Source organism: Vannielia litorea, assembly GCF_018424695.1.
Lineage (GTDB): Bacteria > Pseudomonadota > Alphaproteobacteria > Rhodobacterales > Rhodobacteraceae > Vannielia > Vannielia litorea_A.
Genome location: NZ_QTNQ01000155.1, coordinates 1 through 4165 on the forward strand (window position 1 = coordinate 1; position 4165 = coordinate 4165).

The window sequence follows — 4165 nt, forward strand, 5'->3', positions numbered from 1 at the left end:
CCTTCTCGGCGGGCTCTTTCCGCGTTCCGGGTTTCTGTCTCATCTCCACTCCTTCGCGGTTACGATGAGCCAGAAACCCTCCGTTACGAAATCAAATCAGATGTTCCAAAGGTGCTGACGGGGGACAAGACTGAAACCACAACGAGCCAGACCCTCCGTTCGAGATCAGGCGCTCGTGTTCCAAATCACCTGACGACGGACATTCCCAGAAGGTGCGTTCCAGCGTCTTAGGTTGGCGGCGGAAGGATGAGTTACGCCGTCAACCCGTCGCCGCATGACAAGGATACCAAAATCCGGAGTTTGCACATGCTGGGTGATGACGCCGTAGGCAATGCCATCTTCGCTTTGCCACGCTCCAATGGGGGGCCGTATACCGAAACCATGACCACGCGGCAAAGCAAGGGCGTAGAGATCGAAGAGCGACCGCGGTAAAAGCTTCAGCGTGTTTGGGCCTTCGTTTGGGCTGTTCATCGAGGCACAAACTCCGGCCAGCTAAGGGGTTGCTGATTAATAATGATGCGCACCACTTTCTGCTCAAGCGCACGTTGCAGAGCTTGAGTAAAGTTGGTCATGTTGCTGACGACAGATTCACGCCTGATCGCATGCCTCCAATTGATCTGCTCGCCGTCCCGAAGTGGCCATTTCAGCAGATGAACCAAGGCCATATGGCCGAACATCATACCGTCACCTTCTCCAGCGACAAATTGCATCTCGATGTGGGAATCGGAATGAACTTGGCGCTCTGATAGATCCCAAGTGGTGAAAAGCGTTGTGACTTCGTTATCCAGTGCGTCTGTAGGTGTCCCGCCTGCAGACGTGAAGCCAACTTTATCGACCCGCATCTGCCATTGTTCGTTTAAGCCATCCTCTGTCTCTTCTGACGCAACGAGTTTCTCCTTCTTGAAGCGAAGATGAACACCCGCTCCTGGCGCTATCTTATAGGCGACATCCCCCGCGAGAATGCCGAGCAGGTTTTCTTTGATTGCTGCGTCAAACTGGATATTGAAGTTCTTTTTCGCCTTCGCGAGGTGCCGCGCCTCGAACAGCGTCCAGATGCCGTGATATTTCCACGCGATGAGCAGTGGCATTTTCAGGACGTCTGCGTAGGTTTGCAATCGTGCAAGGTAATCGGGTCTGAATGAGAGTGTGGAGGCCTTTTTCGATTTGACCTCGATGAGGACTGGCCCTGACCCTTCGTATATGGCGAGGAGATCTGGGACCTGATAGCTAGCATGCGATTGGTTGGGCGCCTGGTGTTGGTCGAGTTTGTGGATCAGCCGTGTCTTGCCGAGCCAACTGCAAACGGCGATGAATTCGTCCTCTGCTGGTAGCCCGCGATCGAGGCGGCGGACTTGCTCAGCGATCTGAATTGGATCGGCGTCTCTGCCGAGCTCCGCAAGCACCTCCTGTATCAGTCTGTCGTCATCGTCTGCCATTGCGGCCTTTCTGGGCATACCCGCGGCTTTCCAACATCGTTGTGCATGCTGCTACGCGCAATAATGGTTGCGCCTACACGCCATTCTTGCGCCTAGACTTGATAATTGCGCGTAAACCAGCATAGTTGCGTCTATAGCATACGCGCAAGAAAGACGACGATGGCCAACAAAGTCCCGGACGATGCACTCAAGGAGCTGCTCGACGTCGTCGCCGGTCATCCGGATGGCGTCGCTGCACCTGACATTGCTGAGAGACTGACGGAGGACATCCCACGCCGAACCCTGCAATACCGGCTGAAGCAGCTTGTCGCCAAGGGACAGCTACATATGGAGGGCAGCGGCAGGTGGGCGCGATATCGTCTGGGAACTAAGGATAGTCTGGCCAGGACCGATCTAATTGGCGAGGGCCTCGACTATAGAGATCTCATTCCCTTGTCGGATGAGGGAAAGCGCATTCGGGACTACGTCCAACAGCCTGTCGCGGCACGCAAGCCAGTTGGTTATGACCAAGATTTCCTGAACCAATATCAGCCAAACACATCCTTCTATCTTGGAGACGAGGATCGCGAACGGTTGGAACGGATTGGCAAGCCACAAACGTCCACGCAGCCCGCCGGTACTTACGCAAAACTCATTCTCAATCGTCTACTGATTGATCTTGCCTGGAACTCCAGCCGCTTGGAAGGCAACACCTACTCGCTCCTCGACACGAAGCGATTGATCGAATTTGGCGAGGAGGCCACAGGACGAGAGCACGTTGAAGCTCAGATGATCCTTAACCACAAAGACGCCATCGAGTTTCTGGTGGGCTCAGTCGAGGAAATCGACTTTAACACCTACACGTTTCTCAACCTGCATGCGCTGCTCTCAAACAACCTCTTAGCCGACCCAGCCGCTTCTGGCCGCCTGCGATATATTGCCGTTGGAATAGAAAGATCTGCGTTCCATCCCTTGGAACTGCCCCAGCGTATTGAAGAGTGTTTCAACCAGCTGCTCGCAAAAGCCTCAGAAATCGACGACCCGTTCGAGCAAGCCTTCTTCGTGATGGTGCATATCCCATACCTCCAACCCTTCGATGACGTGAATAAGCGCGTCTCGCGTCTCGCTGCCAACATTCCCCTCATTCGCTGCAATCTCTCACCGCTGGCATTTACTGATGTGCCGCAGCGTGCCTACACAGACGCTGTTCTAGGGGTCTACGAGCTCAATGATACGGCACTCCTGAAGGACATATTTCTCTGGGCTTATGAGAGGTCTGCAGCCCAATATGCAGCCGTCCGCCAATCCCTCGGAGAGCCGGATCCTTTTCGTTTGAAGTATCGCTCGCAGATCCGTGACGCTGTGGCTCACATTATTCGCTCGAAGCTTGGACGCAGTGAAGCTGCACGCCAGATCGAAAAGTTGGCTGCAGAGGGTATCGCAGTAGAGGATAGAGAAGTTTTCACGACCGTGGTTGAAGACGAGCTTCTCGGTCTTCACGAGGGGAATTTCGCGCGATTCCAGGTGCGACCATCCGAATTTCAGGAATGGCGAAGCATATGGACGCAAAAGTGACTGTAAGTGCGTATCCCGTTGTGGAAGCCGATGACTTCGCCCGTCGGTTTTCGATGCGATCTGGAAAGCTCATGTGGCTGATGGGTGCCGGCACTTCGGCATCAGCGGGAATCCCAACAGCATGGGACATGATCTGGGAATTCAAGCAGCAGCTTTACGTCAGTCAGCGTCGCGTCGCATTGAATCAGGTAGCAGACCTCTCGAACCCAGCCGTGCGACGGCAAATTCAGGACTTCATAGCCGGTCAAGAGACGTTTCCGGACCCCGACTCGCCTGAGGAATACGCCGTCCTCTTTGAGGCAGTATATCCAAGCGAAGCGAAGCGGCGGACGTACATCGACGCGAAGATCGCTGGTGCCAAACCATCTTTCGGCCACGTTGCTCTGGCGACTCTCATGAAAGCGGGACATACCAAGCTTGTCTGGACGACGAACTTCGATCCCCTTATCGCAGATGGCTGCGCGAGGGTGTTTGGTGGCACGGGCAATCTGACGACCGTAGCACTCGATGCGCCTGACTTCGGTCGCGAGACTATTAATGGAGAGCGCTGGCCCGCAGAAATCAAACTGCACGGCGATTTCCGGTCACGTCGCCTCAAGAACACTGGAGACGAGCTTCGCCAACAAGACGCGACCTTGCGCGATCTTCTCGTCGGCACTTGCACGCGTTCTGGCTTGGTTGTTGCAGGGTACAGTGGGCGCGATGAGTCGATCATGAACACTCTCGAGGAAGCGCTGGAACATGCGTCGCCCTTTCCCGGTGGTCTTTTTTGGCTGCACCGTGGCGAAGGCGACCCGCTTGACAGAGTGTCTGCATTTTTGTCCGCCGCTTCAGACAAAGGCGTCGATGGCGGCCTGGTGCGAGTTGAAAACTTCGACGAGGCTCTGCGTGACCTCGTGCGCCTCATTCCAGATCTTGACACAACGCAGTTGGACGAGTTTGCCTCAGAACGCTCTGTTGTTTCAGCTCCGCCCCGCATTTCAGGCAAACGCGGCTACCCAGTTGTTAGGCTGAATGTGTCCCCCGTCAGCACCTTTGGAACATCTGATGTCCCCCGTCAGCACCTTTGGAACATCTGATTTGATTTCGTAACGGAGGGTTTCTGGCTCATCGTAACCGCGAAGGAGTGGAGATGAGACAGAAACCCGGAACGCGGAAAGAGCCCGCCGAGAAGG

Annotated in this window: 3 protein-coding genes; 2 read left to right on the forward strand and 1 reads right to left on the reverse strand. The window is 55.0% G+C overall.

The features are described 5' to 3' along the window. Positions 1-467: 467 nt before the first annotated feature. A complete protein-coding gene (locus tag DYI42_RS23340) occupies positions 468-1436 on the reverse strand; it encodes a hypothetical protein (protein ID WP_213549442.1) in 969 nt (322 codons plus the stop codon). Positions 1437-1595: 159 nt separating this feature from the next. Here DYI42_RS23340 and DYI42_RS23345 point away from each other — a divergent pair, with 159 nt between their 5' ends. Both DYI42_RS23345 and DYI42_RS24620 read left to right on the forward strand, forming a co-directional pair. Beyond that, a complete protein-coding gene (locus DYI42_RS23345; RefSeq protein WP_213549444.1) occupies positions 1596-2990 on the forward strand; it encodes a Fic family protein in 1395 nt (464 codons plus the stop codon). Between the two features lie 20 nt (positions 2991-3010). Continuing rightward, on the forward strand, positions 3011-4069 hold the full coding sequence (locus DYI42_RS24620) for an SIR2 family protein (RefSeq protein ID WP_213549446.1): 1059 nt from the start codon (positions 3011-3013) through the stop codon (positions 4067-4069). Positions 4070-4165 lie beyond the last annotated feature (96 nt).